We start from the raw sequence: 19516 nt of genomic DNA on the forward strand, positions 1-19516 counted from the left end.
TTGTAAATTAATTATTTTTTCAATAGCTTGAATAATAATTTCTATTAAATAACTAATTTATAAACGCTCTAAAACCCTCAATTTTATGTCTTAAATTAGCTTGAAAAAAGTTTAAAAAATAGACTTGAAACATATAGTGGCTTTGTGCCACTATATATTTATCGAAGGTCATCAGACAAAAAGAGGATGTTATGGCTATCCAGCTTTTAGATGCGGCAAGTAATGAAATTCCAGTGAAATTTTCGCAGTTTTCTGGTGGAGAGCGTCATGTTCAAATTGATGAGACAACGTTAGGTTCACTATCTGGCAACGTATTGGTCCGCGCACAAATGACCTCAAGTCATGATGTGATGGATTATTTACTACTTGAAAATATATTGCTGAATCACGGCTTAACTGTTGACCTAGAAATTCCATATTTTCCATATGCACGTCAGGATCGTATTTGTGCAGTAGGTCAAGCATTTTCACTCGATGTGATGACCAAATTACTCAACATTAATGCAGACAAAAAAGTGGGCAAACAAGGCAAAATCACTATTTGGGACTGCCATAGTCAAGTAACAACAGCCTTACTTGCTGCCAATACTTCTTTTAGTGAAGTTGTAAATGTCAGTTCAGTCGACATCATCACAAAGAGTGAAGCGCTGAGTGCACTATTAAAAGATGAAAAAACCGTATTGATTTGCCCAGACAAAGGCGCAAAAGCACGTACACAAATGGTTGCAGACGCTTTTAATATTGAACGTAAACAACCCATCACTATTGTTCAGTGTGATAAAAAACGCGACCCAGTGACTGGCAAAATTTTGGGTACGCATGTACATGCGTCTGATTTATCAGGCCTAACCGCGGTTATTACCGATGATATTTGTGACGGCGGTGCAACCTTTATTGGTATTGCCAAAGAACTCCGTCGCCTCAATTGCCATAAGGTCGTTCTATATGTGACCCACGGTATTTTTAGTAAAGGTATAGAGGTTTTTGATGGGCTGCTTGACCAGCTATTTACCTCGGACAGCTTTCCACAACAACCATCAGACAAAATTTCAGTAATTGCTTTTGCAGCAAAATAAAGAGAATAAAGATGACTATTAAACTTAACCCATTAAATGCTATCGATTTTTATAAAGCTGACCACAGACGTCAGTATCCGGCAGGTACAGAGTATGTATACGCAAACTTTACGCCGCGTTCATCTCGCCTCGCTAAAATGTTGCCTGACTTTGACGATAAAGTTGTGTTCTTTGGGCTTCAGGGTTTTATCAAACACTTTTTAATTGATACATGGAATGAAGGCTTTTTCAAGCAACCTAAAGACAAAGTAGTGGCTGCTTATAAACGCCGTATGGATAGTTCATTAGGTGAAGGCGCAGTACCTGTTGATCACATTGAAGCGTTACACGACTTGGGCTATTTACCATTACGCATTAAAGCATTGCCGGAAGGTAGCCGCGTCAATATGCGTGTACCCGTGCTCACCATCATTAATACAGACCCGCGTTTCTTTTGGTTAACGAATTATATTGAAACGGTGTTAAGCGCTGAGCTTTGGAAAAGCTGTACTACTGCAACGATTGCCTACGAATACAAACGCTTATTAACCCAGTATGCCGTAAAAACTGGCGCACCACTCGATTTTGTACCTGTGCAAGGACACGATTTTAGTAGCCGTGGTATGAGTGGCATTTATGATGCGGCGCAATCAGGCGTAGGTCACTTAACCAGTTTTATTGGAACAGACTCGGTTGCTTCAATCGACTACGCCGAAGAATATTACAATGCAACAGGTGTGATTGGAGTATCTGTACCTGCAACTGAACACAGTGTGATGTGTATGGGGACAGAAAACAGTGAGTTAGACACATTTAAGCGTTTAATCTGCGAGCTTTATCCGTCTGGTGTGGTTAGTATTGTGTCTGATACATGGGACTTTTGGCGAGTGATTACCGAGTTTACGGTGGCGTTAAAATCTGAAATTTTGGCAAGACAACCCAATGCTTTAGGCTTGGCTAAATTAGTTTTCCGTCCTGACTCTGGCGACCCTGTTAAAATTATTTGTGGTGACCCAGACGCCGAAGTCGGTAGTCCAGCCTACAAAGGTGCAGTTGAATGTTTGTGGGAAGTATTTGGTGGTACAACCACTGAGCAAGGCTATAAAGTACTGAATGAACGTGTCGGTTTAATTTACGGTGACTCAATTACTTTAGACCGCGCACAGCGCATTTTAGAAGGATTAGAAGCCAAAGGTTTTGCATCAAACAACTTGGTGTTTGGGATCGGCAGCTTTACCTATAACTACTTAACTCGCGATACCTTTGGGTTTGCTGTAAAAGCAACTTGGGGGCAGGTCAATGGTGTAGGCCGCGAGCTGTTTAAAGACCCGATTACTGACTCAGGCGTAAAAAAATCTGCGAAAGGTCTATTACGTATCGAAGAAAGTGAAAATGGTTTTACTTTATTTGATGAGCAAACAGCCGAACAAGAACAAGGCGGAGCACTAAAAACAGTCTTTGAAAATGGTAAACTTCAATATGAGTGTACTTTAGATCAAATTCGTGAGCGTTTATCTATCGTATAACTGAATTTAGATGAGCCGTTGCGTGTGTATCGGCTCATCGTTTTTATTGAGAGGCTGAACGTGACTATTCAAACTGAACAAGAATTCCTTGCCAGTTATGATCGCCGAGATTATGACGCACCTTTACTCACTGTAGATATGGCTATTTTCTCGGTATTTAATGGACAGTTGCAGGTACTACTCATTAAGCGACCAAGCTTTCCAGCCAAAGACCAATGGGCTTTACCCGGTGGCTTTGCCGATTTAACTCATGATCAAGACTTAATGGCCACGGCTTATCGTAAGCTGGTCGAAAAAACTGGGATTGCTTCACCTTACTTAGAACAAGTTGCCTCTGTAGGCAATGCCAAACGTGACCCACGTGGCTGGGCCGTAACTATTTTGTATTTTGCTTTAATTGATTTTAATGCCTACCAACAACAAGCCTTGGCTGAATACAGCGAATGGGTGCCTGTAGCAAAAGCTCAAGATTTTGTATTAGCTTTTGATCATAATGAATTGCTCAGCTTAGCATTAGAGCGTTTAACCAATAAAACTCGCTATACCGCATTGCCAGCTAGTCTAATGCCTGAATTATTTACGCTGACTGAACTACAAACCATTTATGAAATTATTCTTGGGCAATCTTTAGATAAAAAAGCATTTAGACGCCGTATGATAGAAGCGGGCGCAGTTGAAGAAACCAACCACAGTAAAATCGTGGGTAAACGACCAGCTCAGCTTTACCGCTATGCACTCGATTCTTTCGATTTTATATTTCCTCGTTCACTCGAATTACCCAGAAATAAAGAGGGTGAAGATAAACAAAACAATGAGCTTTCTGACTAGCGCATCTTGATGCACTTTTGATTTATAATGTCGCGCTTATGATTGATGTCATGTTTTGATCAGCACTTTGCCTATGTCACACGTTTCTCCCTGCTTCCAGCAAAACCAGTTTTTTGTGTTGGTGGAATATCTCACTTCACTGCATGAGATTTATCCTGTGAAACATGAGTTTGCGGGATTTCCGGCTGCAATGACATTGGCAGATCGCGTACATTCCGATCATGATATTGCGCCGCTTGAAGCCAGTAAAAGTTACCCCGAATCAATAGAGAAAGTCTTACACTTTTCTGGTAAAGCACGAGACATACAAGACTTTGAGCACTTTTTAGAACAAGCTCAGTCAGCCAATATTCAAAACTTGTTATTGCTTACAGGTGATAAACTCAAAGAACATCATCATGGTCGAGATGGACAGCCTCGTAGTCGATACTTAGAGTCTGTAAATGCTGTAATGGCAGCCAAACAGCATGGCGGATTTCGTATCGGGGTGGCTTTTAACCCATTTAAATATGTTGAAGCCGAGCGTGATGCACAATATTTAAAACTGCATAAGAAGATTAAAGCAGGCGCTGACTTTATTATTACCCAATTGGGCTATGATATTGAAGCCTTAAAGCAAGCCAAATCATTTTTAACTAAGCATAATTATTCGCAGCAAATACTCGCTTGTGTGATGCCACTGACTTTGGCACGTGCCAATTTTATGGTAAAGCATAAAGTCGCAGGTATTGTGATTACCCCACACATGTTAAAAGTCTTGGCAGAAGAAAAACAGGCGGGACATACAGACCGCGTTTATTTACGTTGTGCTTTACAGATTTTGATATGTAAACATTTAGGGTTTGCTGGAATTCATTTATCTGCTTGTCATAAGCCAGAAGAGCAAATGCTGCTTGAAAGCTATATTGAGCAATACAGACATTTGGAGCTTAAAGCTTTAGAAGAGCTGTGGAATTCACTGTGGCAAGTCACCACAGGCAAAGAGTTTGTACCTGAGATTACGCATTTTTCACGTCAGCCGACCTCCAAACAAATCATTAAATATCGCCAGCTACATGTTATGCATGAAGCAATGTTTGGATCAAAAATTGCTAAAGGCGTCGGACGTTTTATTTTCAAAGCATCTTTTTGGGAAAACGCTTTGATCGCCAAACTCTTACTTAAAACAGAAGTACTGAGTAAACATACCCTAGTGGGCTGTGAAAGCTGTGGTCAGTGCCGCCTAAGCGATACTTTATATATTTGCCCTGAAACATGTCCAAAAGGTTTAGCCAATGGGCCTTGTGGCGGTACAACTTTAGACCGCTGCGAATTTGGTGACCGTGAATGCATTCACTCTGTTAAAGCAAGGCTTGCTAAAGCCATTGAACAAACCGAAATATTAAAAGAAAAACTGATTCCAACTGTGCCTATTGAAACAAGAGGAACCAGCTCTTGGAAAAATTGGTATTTAGCGACTGAGGCATAAGTTGTATAACTTCCTTGATTTGATTTTGTTAAAAAATTAATTTTTATGCTAAAGCACGGCGATAATTTAAAAATAACAATCGTTTGCCTTAATTATGTCCAATCAAAGTGATCATCTAGGAGTATACTTAAAGCAAATCTTTTGCGTTAAAAGAAAGGCTGTCTCAATGAAAAAGTTGGTTGCTGTACTTACTGTAATTGTTGTTTTAACTGGATGTGTCTACGACCCTGTTAATTACAACAAAATACACGACCAAGAGTTCCAAGATCACCTCAGGCAAAACGGTTAGCAATAAAAAACCCACTCAATGAGTGGGTTTCATTTGGAAGAAATTTTTAAGTTTTTAAATAAATAATCAAAAATCCTTAAATCACTATTTCCTAAATAAAAAAGAGTTACTTTTAACTCTTTTTTAAGGGTTAATTTACTTTTTAATAATATGTTTAAATTTATTGATATGTTGCTTTTTATCTAAAAAAGATGTCATTTTTCTCAATATAACGACTAATTTGTTAAAGATTTATTACTTGATGATTTTATTTAATTTAGTCAGTTTTACTATTATCATTTGGATAAATTATAATATTTATATTTTATATGTATTCTAATTTTATAAGGATATAACGAGTATTGCTAACTACTTTTTAAATTAAAAAACATCTTAATTAACTTTACTTAAATTATACAAATTAAAAATATTATTTTAATAGCTGTATAACAAAGAATGGTATTCATTGCATTTTTATTATTTTTAAGTGTAGTGTTAAGTGGTTGATTAACATTATTTATATGCTAATTTGTACATAAATTTATAAGTAGAAATGAGTTGGAATATAAAATTACATAATTTTTAAATATATTATTTATAAAATACTACCTATTGGCACAAAGAGAAAAAATATATGTCAAAGAGGTCAATGATATTTAATTAGCTTAAGAACCATAATTTGCACCAAATTTTACGCTGTCACGATTCATTGAATAAAACCAAGTGAAAAGTTACGTAAAAAAGACGCCAATACTTTATTGGGGTAAATAAAAAATCGAATATTACAAATACACGGAATGAATATGGATAACGTAGCTCAGCTAGAAACTGATACTAATTTCCAAAGCCGAAAGAAAATAACTTGGGGTGTTTTTAGTGTCCTGCTGTTATTTTTAGTTGCTGGCATCTTATATTATTTTTTTGTATACCGATTCTATCAATCTACTGATAATGCTTATGTACAAGCCGATGTCACTTGGGTGATGCCAAAGATTTCAGGCGAAGTGATGGAGTTATTAATTAACGATAATCAGGTTGTAAAAAAAGGGGAAACTTTAGCGGTATTAGATCATCGCGATTACCAAGCTCGCTATGATCAGGCCCGTTCTGTGGTCAGCTTAAAAGAAGCAGCGCTTGGCGTACAACAACAAAATGAAAAATCTGCTCGGTCTTCAATTACGGAAGCAAATAGTGGTGTAGTGGCAGCGCAAGCAGATTTATCCCGCCTAAAAAAAGATTTTGAACGTTATCAAGATTTATTAAAAGATGGGGTGATTACTCGCCAAAATTTTGAAGGCATTCAATCTCAATATTTAACAGCTCAAGCGCAACTCAGCAAGGCACAAGCCGCCGTCAATGCAGCAGAAGCTCAGTTGGGGAGCTTACAGGCTAGTCGAGCGCAGCTTTTAGCAGATATTCAAAGTGCCAATGCAAACTTAAATCTTTATCAGGTCGATCTGGCTTCGTCAAAAGTGGTCAGTCCAGTAGACGGCAAAATCGGTAGTCTTGCAATCCAGAAAGGTTCGCGTGTTTCTCCGCAAACGCGCTTAATGGCGATCATTCCTGAAAATAGTTTGTATGTACAAGCGAACTTCAAAGAAACCCAAATTGAAAAAATGCATATTGGTCAGAAAGTTGAATTAAAACTTGATGCTTACCCAAGCCTGACCTATAGCGGAAAAATTGAGAGTTTTTCACCAGCTTCTGGCGCAACTTTTTCACTCATGCCACCTGACAATGCCACTGGTAACTTTAACAAAGTTGTACAACGCATTCCTGTGCGTATTGCCATAGATTCAAGCCCGCATATTGATTTGATAAAACCTGGAATGTCGGTGAGCGCTACCGTTGACCTAAGAACTTAATAATAAAATTTTAGGTAATAACAAATGAATAAGCACCTTGAAGCCGAGTGGATGTTTCCCGCAAAGACGGCATGGGCAATTTTTGCGGCCATGATTTTGGGCAACTTCATGGCGATTCTCGATATTCAGATTGTGGCGAGTTCTTTAAACGAAGTTCAAGCGGGGATGAGTGCAAGTCGTTACGAAGTGACTTGGGTGCAAACGGTTTATTTAATTGCCGAGATTATTGCAATTCCAATGTCGAGTATTGTCTCTCGGGTGCTGTCGACACGGGTCTATTACACCATCTGTGCAATTGGTTTTACGGTGAGTTCTTTACTGTGTGCGTTGGCATGGAACTTAGAAAGTCTATTGGTATTCCGTGGCATTCAAGGTTTTATGGGCGGCGGTATGATTCCGACTTCCATGACCGCGTTGTACTTACTTTTCCCTGAAGCAAAACGTTCATTGCCTTTGGTGATGTTTGGAATGATCAGTACTTTGGGTCCGGCCATCGGCCCAACCATTGGCGGCTGGCTCACCAATAACTTCTCATGGCACTGGATGTTTCTGATCAATATTATTCCGGGCATTATCATTGCGACCGTCATTTACTCAGGTCCAAATATCGACCGTGCAAACTATTCACTCATCAAAAGTATGGACTGGTTTAGCCTCGTTGGTATGGTGATGTTTTTGGGTGGACTTGAATACTTTCTTGATGAAGGTGCACGACATGACTGGCTTGCAGACACAGGCGTTCGTATTGCTTTCATGATCTGCATTGTGGGCGGCATGATTTTCTTCTCTAGAAGCTTCACCCAGCCTAAGCCTTTGCTCGATTTATCCGTATTTAAAAATAAAAACTTTACCTTAAGTGCCATCACCACTTTTGTGATTGGTATGGCGCTCTATGGCTTGGGTTACATGATTCCCGTGTTTCTTGGGCAAGTCCGTGAAATGAACAGTAGCCAAATTGGTCATGTCATGATGGTGACAGGCATTGTTATGTTCTGCTTTGCGCCGTTTCTTGCATGGCTGATTCCCAACTTTGATACCCGTAAAACCGTATTTGTCGGAATGATTCTGGCGGGTTTTGGTGTATGGCTCAATTCGCACCTCAGCATTCACAGCGATTACGACTTTATGTTTTGGCCGCAAATTTACCGTGGTATTGGCCTCATGATCTGCCTGATTGTAGTTTCACATTTAGCCATGAGCACTTTACCGCTCAGCAAAGTAGCCGATGCCAGCGGTATTTATAACCTGATGCGCAATATCGGCGGCGCGGTTGGGCTGGCACTGATTAACTCATCATTAGATTGGCTCACTGCACTACATGTCACGCAGATTAATCAGTCGATGACACCGCAGAACTGGATCTTTATGGAAAGGCTGGATCAGCTCACGGCGCAATATCAGGAAGTTGGCTCAAATGCACAGCAAATCGCGCTTAGTGTGATTTATCGAGACATTCATTTTCAGGCTCTGACATCGAGTTTTAATGACTTATTACGCATGCTCGCAATCATCATGTTTGTGACCGCCTTTTTAACCATCTTTATGGATCGGGGGAAGAAAATGAATATGTAGCGATTTAGAAATAAAGAGCAGCTTTCAAAGAATGAAAAACAACAGGGCATATCAAAACATATCCCTTCATAGAAAAAGAACATTGAGATGAGTTTTCTAAAATCGGTGATGAGGTCGGGGAACTCGCAAATTAGAGGTGGAAGGTTAAAGGATTATGATTAATACAACGTATAAACTGATTTCAAAATTGAACCTGAAAAATAGTACCTATGGGCAATATTTTGAAAAGGAACAAATCGATACAGAGCGATTAAAAGTGATGTATTCCATTTACGAGCAGTATTATGAAAATACGAGATTTTCTATTTTCGTAGATGATTTCCAAAATAAAAGTGGCGCGATCTTAATTTTTGACTCAGAAACAGATGAAATTGTCGGTTTCTCTACTGTTGTTGTGCAGCATTTCTACTTAAACGGTAAGGACTACACCGTGTTATTTAGCGGTGATACGGTCATTTTGAAAAAGTTTTGGGGCACGCGTAGTCTGCAAAGTACCATGCTCAAACTGATGATTAAGCTTCGAATCAAATATCCATTTAACGAACTCTATTGGCTCTTGATCTCTAAAGGCTATAAGACTTACCTATTACTCGCCAATAACTACTATGTCTATTACCCAAATATTAAAGATGAAAACCAGCATCTCTCGGAAGTTGTCGAGCACTACTGCGAGAAATTTTTTGGGGAATATTATGACCGTGAAGCGGGCCTTTTAAATTTTGGTGATGACTATCAGCCATTAAAAGGCGAAGTTGCACCAATTACTGCCGAAATGAGAGAGAAAAACCCAAATATTCATTTCTTTGAGCAGATGAATCCAACCTGGAAAGCAGGTACAGAACTACCGTGTATTGGTCGATTAGGCTGGAAAGACATTGCTCGTTTTCCAGTGAAGCTAATGACCAAACCTACAAGTAAGGGAAGATTTGAAGCTTGCGTAACACATAAAACAAAACGTAGAGAGGCCATCCAATGAAATCTAATGAATGGCTCACTTTAGGTTCACATCTGATTTTAAAAAAATGGTGTGATGCAACTGACCGTAATTTTCAAAAACAGTTTAATGCTTTAGAAACAACGCAACGTCAAATTCTGCATTCAATTTTACAAACCTCGACCTTTGCTAAAGATAAAAAAGTTCAAAACTATGAGCAGTTTGTAAAATCATTTCCTGCAACACGTTACGGCGCATGGCGAGAAGAAATTCAACGTTACCGTGAACAAAAGCTTTCACTGTCTAGCAGTAAACTGGTGCGTTTCCAGCCGACCAGTGGTTCGAGTGAACAAATTAAGTTTATTCCATACACCAAGCTATTTTTAGATGAACTTGACCATGCGATTGCGCCGTGGATGGCAAGTTTATACCGTAAGTGTCCAGAGCTGAGGTCGGGCACGCATTACTGGTCGGTGTCATGGTTGCCTGAAAGCCAGCGTGAAGTTTTAAAAGATAAAAACTTAAATGATGATAGTGCTCTACTCGGTGTAGGTAAGCGAATTTTATCTAAGTTTACTCAAGCGGTTCCAAGTAATGTTGCCTTTGCAGCCAATGCCGATGATGCACTGTTTGCCACCATTTGTTATTTGGTCGCAAACCGTAACCTAGCCATGATTTCGGTGTGGAGTCCAACATTTGCGCTGCAATTGCTGGAACGTTTGGAGCTACTGCAAAAAGACGTGATTGAGGTTTTACAAAGTGGTTCATGGGGCAGCCGTCAGGCTTCATTAAAAGAAGTCACCGCACCGCACAGCTCTAAAAGTGCTCAAGCATTAATAGCGAGTTCAAACGGCGAGCAGATCGACTTTAAAAAGCTCTGGCCAAAGTTAAGTCTGGTGTCGAGCTGGGATACCGCAGGTTCAAAAGCTTGGGCTGAAAAATTAAAAGAGAAATTGCCCAGTGTTCAGTTTGAAGGCAAAGGGTTATGGGCGACCGAAGGGGTAGTGACCATTCCCTATAACGACCAATACCCGCTGGCATATCAAAGTCACTTCTACGAATTTGAATATCTAGAAGGTGACAAACAAGGGCAAATCATCCCCTCATGGCAGCTCAAACAAGGCGATGTGGTCAGCCCACTCATTACTTCGGGTAATGGTTTGCTGCGTTACTGTCTGGATGATTGCTTACGGGTAACAGGCTTTATAAAGCAAATTCCGTGTTTTGAGTTCCAAGGCCGCCGTTTTGGTGTAGATCTGGTCGGTGAGAAACTCGCCCCTGAAACCGCTCAGCAGTTGTTATCTCAGTTAAATGAAACCGAATCAAAAGCGATTTCTTTACTTGCGATTGATACCCAGCAACAGGTCAAACCATTTTATTGTGTGCTTTTTGAAGGTGAAATTCATCACAGCATTAGCAACGAATATATCGACAGTATTTTGCGTCAAAACTTCCACTATGAACTTGCGCGAAACTTAGGACAGCTCGACCAACCTCAAATTCGCCAAGCCAATAATGGCTGGAATGCCTACAAAAAACTGGTCATGTTTGATGGCATTATCGAAGGCAATATCAAACCTGAGCCACTCAAAAAAGTCACCCTCAATAGTTTGGAACAACTATGAAAGGGATGAAGCCATTTAACAATCGGTTTTTAACACTTCGACATGCCTTATATGTTGGCGTGTTGGTGGTGTCGAATACACATGCCATGACTTTAGACGAGGCTTTATCTGCCAGTTTAAGGCACGAAACTCAGCTTGAGGTCAGCCGTTTAAGCGTGAACCAGTCTACCGCTATGCTTGAACAGGCCAAGCAGCGTGACGGCCTCAAAGTCAATTTAGTCGGCCAACTGGACTATGAAAGAATAGATACGCCTTCACACGTCTTGTTTCCAACCGAAGGAAATCGTAAAGGCCGAAGTTTGCAATTACAGGCAGATTATCCAATCTATACCTCTGGACGACACCGTTTAGGAATTGATGTTGCCGAAAATCAGCTTTCTGCACAAAACCAAGGTTTGTCAGACCAGAGATCGGAAACCATCTTAAATACCGTGATGGTCTATACCGACGTATTAAAAAAGAAAGCGATTTTAGAACTCAGACAAAAGACTATGGCAAACCTGCAACGGTCTTTATATGAGTCAAAGCGCCGTTTTGACGTGGGCATGATTACCCGTGCGGATTTGGCTCAGGTTTTGGCGCAAGTCGCACAAGGCCAAGCCGATATTACACAGGCTCAATCTAACCTGACTGTAAGTGAAGCACAGTTTTACCAAGTAACGGGCGTAACGCCTGACAACCTTGTTGCGATTAAACAACTACCCGCTATTCCGGCTAACTTAGATGAAATTTTGGCTCAAACCAAAAACCATCCGGCTTTAATGCGTAGCAAATATGAAAAGCAGGCTGCCGAGAAACAATACGCTTTAACCAAACGCGAACTTTGGCCAACAGTGATGCTCACCAGCCGTGCTGGAAAGCAAGATGAAGCGAGTTATATAGGCTCTGAAAGTAATAACTATATGGTTGGGGTGCAGCTTAATGTACCTCTCTATGATGATGGCTTAAATCGGGCCAATGTCAAAAAAGCGCAGGCCGATATCGATTTGGCTAACCAAAAAACGCGAAGTCTTGAACTAGATTTGAATAAGCGAACACGTACCACCTATGCGCAGCTTCAAACCATTCGACAAAATAAAGAAGCACTGGCAAATGCCATAGAGGCTGCGTCTATTGCCTTTGTCTACACACGTAAAGAGTTTGATGTGGGCACCAAAACCACGTTTGACTTACTTAATACCGAGCAGAAATTACTCGATGTCCAAACCCAAAAAACAGTCAATGACCAAGACGAAGTGGTGTTTGTCTATCAGTTACTCGACCAAATGGGGCGTTTAAATAACTTGGTTCCCGTACAAACCGCACAACAGGTGAATAATGAATAAAACAAATACACCGCTTACTGATAATACGCTTATTACCCGTGAAGCGACTTTGGCAGATGATCAGGCTTTACGAGAGTTAATTGCCGTACCGATGACCACCAAAGGCATACAAATTAGCTTTCAGCGTGAACCGAGTTATTTTAGGGCATCCGACATTGTCTATCGGCATAAACTGCACGTCGTGATTGAAGACACCGAGAGTCAAAAGAAGGTGGCTTGTTATAGCAACGGTTACCGTCCGTGTTATATCGATCGAACCGTTCAAAATTTAAGATATGCGGGAGATTTACGGGTAGACCATAGCTATCGTGGTAAATCACTGGTAAAGGTTTTAGGCAAGCATGTAAAAGATACGATGCACGCACCTAACTTTAGCCAAATGATTATTTTTGATGATAACCATGCCGCGCGCGCTGCCATCCAAACGGGCAAAACGGGAATGCCTGATTATTATGACGAAGGACTCATTGAGACACTCAGTCTAACTGACTTAGGTACAAAACGAAAAATCACGGCTTTTTTAAAGCAGACTTCTCAGCAGAGTGACATTCAAGAAGTCCGTAACTGTGTTGCCGAAGCCAAACATGTACCCGCAATGAATCAGTTTATTAGCGACATGGCAGAGTTTTATAACTTTATTCCAGCTTATAACTTTGAAGAACTGGCGCAAGGACATCAGTATTTTTCAGGCATAAAACTCTCAGACTTTTCACTTTATTTTAAAGGTGAAAAACTGGTGGGCATGTTTGGTTTGTGGGATCAGCATAGTATTAAGCAAACCAAAATTTTGCATTACAGCTCAGCCATTGGCGTGCTTAGACCCATTTACAACTTGTTGACTCCAATCACCAAAGGTATGCGTTTGCCTAAACTCGGCGACTCTATCCAGTACCATGTGCTACATACCCTCATGTGCCATCCCGAAGATTTAGCTTTGCATCACAAAATGCTTGAAGATGCCTATAGCAAGTCAAAACAGCAGGGCGTTGGTGTGGTGAGTTTTACGCTTTCCCATAAAGACCCGCGTTATCAGTTAAACCAGTTTTATAAAGGTGAGCGCCTAACAGGGATGCATGGTTTTATTAGCTATGAGGGCGACCCAAGGCCAAATTTTGATAAAAACTTGATTCCATACTTAGAGGTTGGGCGTATTTAATCTTAAGAGAGGTTCGCCGTAGGTTATTAATGCGCAAAAATTTACGGATGTTATCCATAACCTTGCTCTTGCATAGATCTTTATTTCTTTTGGGCCGTTGAAACAATTAACATGGTTTGAAGGTAATAATCTACACGTGAGTGATTATTGTCCTTATGTGAGTTATGCGCATTAAAGGCGGCGTCATGAAGTTTTACGACTCGAGCGATCGGATTCGAACTACAACGAATTAAATATTCCTCGCGTGTTTCACTTTCCCGTTTTGTTAATGCATCAACGGCATCGCGGACTTCTTTTCCAAATAAGCTTTCGATTTTGTCTAGCGTAAGAGGCGTGTCTTCAACGCTATCGTGTAGAAGGGCTGTAATAATATAAACTTCTGAAAATTGATGCTCAATTAATGAATTGACCACGCCTTTAATATGGTACTCAAAGTAATCATGAGGACCATACTTTTGACCTTGATGAGATTCTTTTGACAATTTCTCTGCGAGTTCAACTTTATTTTGAGTCATTTTTTGCTCTTGTTACTTTAAGTATATGGCACGGTCTAATTTGTGAGATGGGTCGTTTAAATCACAAGTTTATACTGAATAGTGACTCATAAAAACACCGCTTAATAACAGTAATCACTCATTTTTATTTATTCACTCTTTGTTGATGTGAGCCAAATCAGACCTTAAGTTTTCAAAATTTTAAACTTTAACTTAATGATATAAAAGATGATTGTAAATATTACTTAAGAGTTTCCTTAATTATCTAATTAAATGAAAAATAATAACTATTTAAATAATTTCTAGCCAATTTCACATTGACACCTCAAATATTGGAGATTACCATTTGCGGGCTGGCCTACATTGCCAGTCGGTTGTCGCAGACCGTTTTAAGACCGCATCAGGATTATTTCTTCTGAGGAATAGTTTTGTGTGAGCATCTCCTCGTTCCCTCCCGTTGCGGTAGGACGGGAGAGGGACACCCTCGGGTGTGCTGGAGTCTTAACCAGTCTGCGAACCCTCTTTCGTTCTGCCACCATAATTCTAATGTTTTGGCAGAACTCCATATATAAGGAGTTGGCTTTGCATATTCATCATTTCTTGGCAGCTATTGCCAAAAGCTATAACAACACAGCTTAAAAATTTAAAGCAGCTTGATTGCCGTAAGGCTTTTTAGGCTTTAGCTCGTTATTACTTAAAACTTTCATCAACAACTAAAACTTGAGATGTGCTGGGCACAGTCTTTACGGCTTTGCTATGCCTTTTTTTCTCCCTAAAGGCGGCAGTTTTTATATCTCATTTATATACAACAATAATTTTTTATAACGGTAAAAATATGCAGCATTTAGTTCTCCCAACACGTGCATTAAAAGTCGTAAATAAATCAATTGAGCTATTTCATCACAACGGATTTCATCTGGTCGGCATCGACAGAATTGTTAAAGAGTCTGAAATTCCAAAAGCGACTTTTTATAACTACTTTCACTCTAAAGAACGCTTTATTGAAATCTGTCTGATTGTGCAAAAAGAACGATTAAAAGAAAAAGTGGTTTCAGTGGTTGAATACGCCCATGACACAAGCGCAATCGATAAACTCAAAAAGCTCTATCTTTTACACGCAGACTTAGATGGGCTGTATTACTTATTATTTAAAGCCATTTTTGAAATAAAACTCACTCATCCAAAAGCCTATCAAACCGCCGTGAGATATAGAACATGGCTCATCAACGAAATATATAGCCAGCTTAGAGCACTTAATGCCGATGTTTCCTTCAACGATGCCAAGCTATTTTTATATCTAATCGAAGGCGCGATTATTCAGGGCTTAAGTTTGGGTGAGCTTGATGAGAGAGTGGTTGAGGTGTTTTTGAGGGGGATGGGATGAGATACTTTCAATTGTAAGATTAATAGGTAAGTCGAATATAAATTTGATTTTTTAAAAAAGCTCATATTACTAAAATAATTAATAATATGTATTATAATTCCACATATTTAAAATGAACTATTAAAGAAGTGATAAGAATTTATGGAAATTTTTGAAGCTAATAAACTATTTCTTTTTATTGTTTTTGCTATACCGGGGTTTATTGCAATAAAAACTTACTCTTTACTTTGCCCTAATCAAGAAAAAGAAAGTACAAAGTTAATAATCGATGCAATTACCTATAGTTGTTTAAATTATGCAATTTTAGGGCCTTTTATTTACATGATGTTATTTAGTAAAAAGTGGGAATTTATTTGCTCATTCTTTACTATCTCATTTTATTCTTTCGTAATGCTTGTTTTTCCAGCATTACTTGCTTGGTTCTGGTTAAAACTTCGAAATATGAAGTTTTTTCAAAAAAATGCACCTCATCCAACTCCACGAGCATGGGATTATGTTTTTGCTCAAAAAAAACCATATTTTATATTGGTAACTTTGGCAGATGGTAAACAATTAGCTGGAGAATATTCTGATGCATCTTTTACATCTAGTTATCCAGAAGAGGCTCAAATATTTTTAGAGAAAGCATGGGTCATCAATTCTGATGGGGGGTTTGATAGAGAAAGGAATCAATCAGCAGGAATTTTAATATTGGCTAAAGATATACAAAGTATTGAGTTTTTTAATCATTCGTAATAAGTTGAAGCTAACAGAATTTTTTTATATTTGGGTAGAAATATGTCAAAGAACTTACCTGCAATGGATGGGTATCAACCCATGATAAAAATTCCACAAGATTTACAAACTAGGGGATATCAACCTCAACAACAAGTATCAAATAGCACTAGTACGCCAAAGAAAAACCCTCCGAAGAAACCATAATTTAGTAGAGAAAATTAATGAGTGATAAAAATAATCGTTTCCCAATTGGTGACGGATACAGCCCTTCATCAGGTAAACCTAATAATCCCCAACCAGGTGCTGGATACCAACCAGAGAAATCAAAAGGAACTAATCCGAGCAATCCTCAACCAGCTTCACCACCCAAAAAGCCTTAATTAAGAGTGATAAAAATGCCAGATAAAAATAAGTTGGTTGATTTAAATGAGGGGTATCAACCTAATATTGTACCCAGACCATCTGAAGGTAATGTTAATTTAGGATATCAACCTGCTAAATCAACAGGAACTAATCCTACAAATCTTCCACCGAAAACATCTTCACCTCCAAAGAAACCTTAGTAAAAAGAGTCCATTTCCTCTAAAAGGTGGACTCTAGTTTTAATTATTTGGATTTATATTTTATAGAGTAATTTTAATCTCTGATAATTTGTAAAATTTGTTCTTCTGATAATTCATACTTTTGCTCTAATTGTTCCCATTTAGTTAACATTTTTTGATATGTTGACGTCATAGGAAAATGTGAGTTTAATTCTCCATTTTCAATAACCTCACTAAATCGTCCAGCATCGCCAAGAGCTTCAGCGAAATACATGAGTTCACCTTCATTATTTCCATCAAAGCCTTTAAATGTAATCTCTGATTTTTTTAATTGTTTTTTTGTCTTTAATTGTTCATAACTGTTGAGTAAAGCTCTATATAATGAAAGGACATTTATAACAAAATTAGCACTCTCATCATCTAAATTTTCTCCAATAGAATCAAAAATTTGTTCATACAACCATTTGTGACCATCTTTAAGTTGTTTTGAAATTCTAAGAAAATATTCTGTTTCATATTCATTTTCAGCTAATTTGCTAAGAAGTTCATATTGATTAGCAAGAATTAAGCGTTCTGTATCAGTTAAATTTTTTAAATTAGACATTATTTTACCATTTTAAGTTGTAAGTAATGGTTATATTGGTATGTAATTCAGTGAATACAAGTTTTTAATTAAAAATGCTCAAAATAATCGTAAACAGATTTTGGTATACTATTTAATATTACCCCCCCAAAATAAAGTTCATCTATCAATTAATTTTTAAACTCAAAGTCTTTTCCAAAAACTTGTCGCTTTTAGATTTCCAGATATTAGTAGGTACTGGATGTTTAGCATCTTGTATAAGTTCTAAGGTGTTTGGAATACCTTTATTGTCGAGTAATTGATGTAGTTGAATACTTCGCTTTGGGTCAACAATTGGGTCTTTGGTGCTAACCAATATAAGAGTAGGTGGATACTGAGGCGAAATCGGTAATGATGATCTAGTTGCGGACGCAGTTTCTATATTTTTTTCAGCAGTGATTGATTCATTTATTTCTTTCATTACATTTGCTGGTAATGTTCTAGTGTTAGAACTCCACTGAGCATACATACCTTTAAAATCATAAAACCCCGATACCAGAACCAATGCGTTTATCTTTCCAGTGTTAGCCGCAACATTTACTATAGATGCACCACAACTAATTCCCATCACTACAACTTTGTTTTGGTCAACATGGGGCTGTGATCGAGCAAAATTAATAGCTTCCACAAGATTTTTTTGTGAGGCTTTACCACAAAAATCTGATTTTCCAGATGACTTACCATATCCACTCATAGATACAGCAAAACTGAAAAAGTTCTTTTAGCATATTCATTTAGCAAGCCAGAGCGTACAAAGGCTTTAGCACCTTGTTTGTCTTTTTGAATGCCATGTAAAAAGACAATTGCTGGATACTTTTTATCGGCAAAGAGATCTGGTTCTTTCCAGTAAATTTCAGTTGTTTGATTGTTTGCTGTTAAAAGTTGATGCTGTGCTTGCTTGATATAAATATAAGGAAGAATAGATACACGAAAAAAGGCATAGAAGCCCATAACTAAAATTAAAGGAAAGATGTAGTAAAGGGCTATATTCTTTTTCTGCTTAGAAAGCATATAGAACTCTATTGTAGTTATTTATGATGGGGAGTGATTCTCTAACTATTGAAATTGGAAATCAATATATAAATTTATTAATTGTTTTGCAAACTTGAATACTCAATACAAGGTTTGGAAGGTTTCTCCGATTGAGAAACTTTCCAATATAAAAATTAAAGATGCTTTTGAAAGAATGGAATAATTTTTTCTAAAGCTTGAGCAACAGGCTCAGGTTGATCATATAAGTCATAATGGCTTGCATCTTTCACCACAAAAAGATTTTTATCTTTAGAAGCAGCTTTGCTAAATAGCTCATAACCATCACGATAAGAACCGAACCCGCCCGGAATTTCACCAATCACAATTTGTAAGGGTTGGGTGAGTAGGTGTTCTGCCAAATGAAATGCATCGAACCCAACAGCAGCAGCTAAACTTGAAAAGCGAAGTTTATTTGGTGAACCTTCTGCCTGACCACGCGGGGTTTTGTAGTAATCAATCGCTTCTTTAATATCAATATCATTGATTCCAGCTTGTTCACGCGCTTGTTGTGAGTTTGGTATGTACTGGGTAATAAAGGGTTCAGCACCACGCGCTTCGGCAGTTCGCTGTGCAGCAATGGCTTCTAAAGTTTTAATGGCTGCATCAGGTGTTTGATCGCCTTCACGCATGAGACGACCATAATTTGCGCCTACAACAGTCGCCACCGCTTTAAAACGGCGTTCAGTCATAGCCGCATTAACCGCATAACCACCGCCACCACATACACCTAATACACCAATGCGGTTTTCATCGACATAGCTTAAGGTTGTGAGGTAGTCGGCCGCGCAGCGGAAATCTTCAACACGTGTTGCAGGGTCTTCAAGAAAGCGCGGTTCACCACCGCTAGCACCTTGATACGATGCATCAAACGCTAAAGTTATAAAACCAGCTTCAGTCAGTTTTTCACCATAGATGCTGCCGGCAGTCTGTTCTTTACAACTACTAATGGGGTGAGCACATACAATGGCTGCGTATTTTTTGTTTTTATCAAAATATTTTGGAAAACAAATAGTTGCAGAAACATCAATGTTTTTATTTTTGAAGGTTACAGTTTTCATCATCTTATCTCCGAAAGAGAAACTAGGTCGATGAAATCAATATAC

At 38.7% G+C, this 19516-nt stretch carries 18 protein-coding genes and 1 pseudogene; 15 read left to right on the top strand and 4 right to left on the bottom strand.

Features of this window, described 5'->3' with window-relative positions; translation table 11 throughout:
* Positions 1-191 precede the first annotated feature (191 nt).
* From F931_RS08510 to F931_RS08560, 11 genes are all read left to right on the top strand, one after another.
* Positions 192-1076, top strand: a complete 885-nt coding sequence (locus F931_RS08510) for a phosphoribosyltransferase family protein (RefSeq protein WP_016140974.1) — start codon at positions 192-194, stop codon at positions 1074-1076.
* Between the two features lie 11 nt (positions 1077-1087).
* Complete coding sequence (locus F931_RS08515; protein WP_016140975.1) at positions 1088-2581, top strand: nicotinate phosphoribosyltransferase; 1494 nt, start codon at positions 1088-1090, stop codon at positions 2579-2581.
* Positions 2582-2641: 60 nt separating this feature from the next.
* Positions 2642-3409, top strand: a complete 768-nt coding sequence (locus F931_RS08520; RefSeq protein ID WP_016140976.1) for an ADPR responsive transcriptional repressor NtrR — start codon at positions 2642-2644, stop codon at positions 3407-3409.
* Positions 3410-3482: 73 nt separating this feature from the next.
* On the top strand, positions 3483-4877 hold the full coding sequence (locus F931_RS08525) for a methylenetetrahydrofolate reductase C-terminal domain-containing protein (protein ID WP_016140977.1): 1395 nt from the start codon (positions 3483-3485) through the stop codon (positions 4875-4877).
* 166 nt (positions 4878-5043) lie between these two features.
* A complete protein-coding gene (locus F931_RS22650; protein WP_000737387.1) occupies positions 5044-5166 on the top strand; it encodes a hypothetical protein in 123 nt (40 codons plus the stop codon).
* 782 nt (positions 5167-5948) lie between these two features.
* Positions 5949-7010, top strand: coding sequence for an HlyD family secretion protein (locus F931_RS08535; RefSeq protein WP_016140978.1), 1062 nt, complete (start codon positions 5949-5951; stop codon positions 7008-7010).
* 24 nt (positions 7011-7034) lie between these two features.
* Positions 7035-8582, top strand: coding sequence for a DHA2 family efflux MFS transporter permease subunit (gene emrY / locus F931_RS08540; protein WP_016140979.1), 1548 nt, complete (start codon positions 7035-7037; stop codon positions 8580-8582).
* 187 nt (positions 8583-8769) lie between these two features.
* The gene (locus F931_RS08545) at positions 8770-9558 is read left to right on the top strand and encodes a hypothetical protein (protein ID WP_171067938.1); all 789 of its coding nucleotides are present in this window, start codon (positions 8770-8772) and stop codon (positions 9556-9558) included.
* Positions 9555-11141, top strand: a complete 1587-nt coding sequence (locus F931_RS08550) for a GH3 family acyl-acid amido synthetase (RefSeq protein WP_016140981.1) — start codon at positions 9555-9557, stop codon at positions 11139-11141. Before F931_RS08545 ends, F931_RS08550 begins: the two co-directional genes overlap by 4 nt.
* Complete coding sequence (locus F931_RS08555) at positions 11138-12466, top strand: TolC family protein (RefSeq protein ID WP_016140982.1); 1329 nt, start codon at positions 11138-11140, stop codon at positions 12464-12466. The genes F931_RS08550 and F931_RS08555 overlap by 4 nt, the downstream gene beginning before the upstream one ends.
* The gene (locus tag F931_RS08560) at positions 12459-13622 is read left to right on the top strand and encodes a hypothetical protein (RefSeq protein ID WP_016140983.1); all 1164 of its coding nucleotides are present in this window, start codon (positions 12459-12461) and stop codon (positions 13620-13622) included. Before F931_RS08555 ends, F931_RS08560 begins: the two co-directional genes overlap by 8 nt.
* An 80-nt stretch (positions 13623-13702) precedes the next feature.
* Here the strand turns inward: F931_RS08560 and F931_RS08565 are convergent, their stop codons facing one another.
* Entirely contained in the window at positions 13703-14137 is a 435-nt protein-coding gene (locus F931_RS08565) for an HD domain-containing protein (protein ID WP_016140984.1), read from the bottom strand.
* Between the two features lie 814 nt (positions 14138-14951).
* Here F931_RS08565 and F931_RS08570 point away from each other — a divergent pair.
* From F931_RS08570 to F931_RS22465, 4 genes are all read left to right on the top strand, one after another.
* Complete coding sequence (locus tag F931_RS08570; protein WP_016140985.1) at positions 14952-15500, top strand: TetR/AcrR family transcriptional regulator; 549 nt, start codon at positions 14952-14954, stop codon at positions 15498-15500.
* 141 nt (positions 15501-15641) lie between these two features.
* Positions 15642-16235 carry a DUF6338 family protein gene (locus tag F931_RS08575; RefSeq protein WP_016140986.1) on the top strand — a complete coding sequence of 198 codons (594 nt, stop codon included), beginning with the start codon at positions 15642-15644 and terminating at the stop codon, positions 16233-16235.
* A gap of 203 nt (positions 16236-16438) precedes the next feature.
* Positions 16439-16597: a hypothetical protein gene (locus F931_RS22460; RefSeq protein ID WP_016140987.1), complete on the top strand. Its 159-nt coding sequence runs from the start codon at positions 16439-16441 to the stop codon at positions 16595-16597.
* Between the two features lie 15 nt (positions 16598-16612).
* A complete protein-coding gene (locus F931_RS22465; RefSeq protein WP_016140988.1) occupies positions 16613-16780 on the top strand; it encodes a hypothetical protein in 168 nt (55 codons plus the stop codon).
* A 73-nt stretch (positions 16781-16853) separates the two neighbouring features.
* Here the strand turns inward: F931_RS22465 and F931_RS08580 are convergent, their stop codons facing one another.
* The 3 genes and pseudogenes from F931_RS08580 to F931_RS08585 all read right to left on the bottom strand — a co-directional run bounded on the left by F931_RS08580 (position 16854) and on the right by F931_RS08585 (position 19471).
* Entirely contained in the window at positions 16854-17363 is a 510-nt protein-coding gene (locus F931_RS08580) for a YfbU family protein (RefSeq protein WP_016140989.1), read from the bottom strand.
* Between the two features lie 145 nt (positions 17364-17508).
* A pseudogene (locus tag F931_RS22375) lies at positions 17509-18392 on the bottom strand (alpha/beta hydrolase family protein).
* Between the two features lie 155 nt (positions 18393-18547).
* Entirely contained in the window at positions 18548-19471 is a 924-nt protein-coding gene (locus F931_RS08585) for an alpha/beta hydrolase (RefSeq protein ID WP_016140992.1), read from the bottom strand.
* Positions 19472-19516 lie beyond the last annotated feature (45 nt).

Origin of the sequence: Acinetobacter pittii ANC 4050, from assembly GCF_000399685.1 — a bacterium.
Taxonomy (GTDB): domain Bacteria; phylum Pseudomonadota; class Gammaproteobacteria; order Pseudomonadales; family Moraxellaceae; genus Acinetobacter; species Acinetobacter pittii_E.